This is a genomic window from Bradyrhizobium sp. NBAIM03, from assembly GCF_020194055.1.
GTDB classification, from domain to species: Bacteria; Pseudomonadota; Alphaproteobacteria; order Rhizobiales; family Xanthobacteraceae; genus Bradyrhizobium; species Bradyrhizobium yuanmingense.
The window spans coordinates 1-481 of sequence record NZ_JADYVS010000117.1 but is presented as its reverse complement, the minus strand read 5'-3'; the positions used below and the strand labels follow the sequence as shown (position 1 = coordinate 481).

At 56.1% G+C, this 481-nt stretch carries 1 tRNA gene and 1 pseudogene; one reads left to right on the top strand and one right to left on the bottom strand.

Going from position 1 to position 481, the window contains the following annotated elements:
* A pseudogene (locus tag I6F21_RS37660) lies at window positions 1-286 on the top strand (hypothetical protein); the annotation flags it as partial.
* Window positions 287-365: 79 nt separating this feature from the next.
* Here I6F21_RS37660 and I6F21_RS37655 read toward each other — a convergent pair.
* Window positions 366-442 (bottom strand) — tRNA-Arg (locus tag I6F21_RS37655).
* Window positions 443-481: the final 39 nt, after the last annotated feature.

The window sequence follows — 481 nt, the reverse complement described above, 5'->3', positions numbered from 1 at the left end:
GGGCCGTCTGGGACTAATCGTCGCGACAGCTGTAGGTATACATCCCGGATTCGCCGGCAGCCTGACGCTTGAGCTTAGGAATCTGGGAGAGGCGCCGATTACGCTCTATCCTGGTCAAACCATCGCTCAGCTATTCTTCCATCAGGTGATCGATCAGAACGGCAATCCATCCAAGACCGCCGCCAAAAATACACAGTACGTCGGCACAGTGGATATGGTACCTCAGCGCCTCTCGTCCGAGTTGACCCACAATGTTCTGGAAAAGCTTGTGAGAAAACACAGGTGACTTGACGTCGGCTGCTTACCCAGTGCTTACCCGCCTGGACGCCAGGAACCGCGAATGTCGCGTATCTTCCTGATTTTACTGGCGCACCCGACACGATTCGAACGTGTGACCTTTGCCTTCGGAGGGCAACGCTCTATCCAGCTGAGCTACGGGTGCTAGTCGAGGTTCATTTAGCCGATTGGCGCGGGGCGGGCA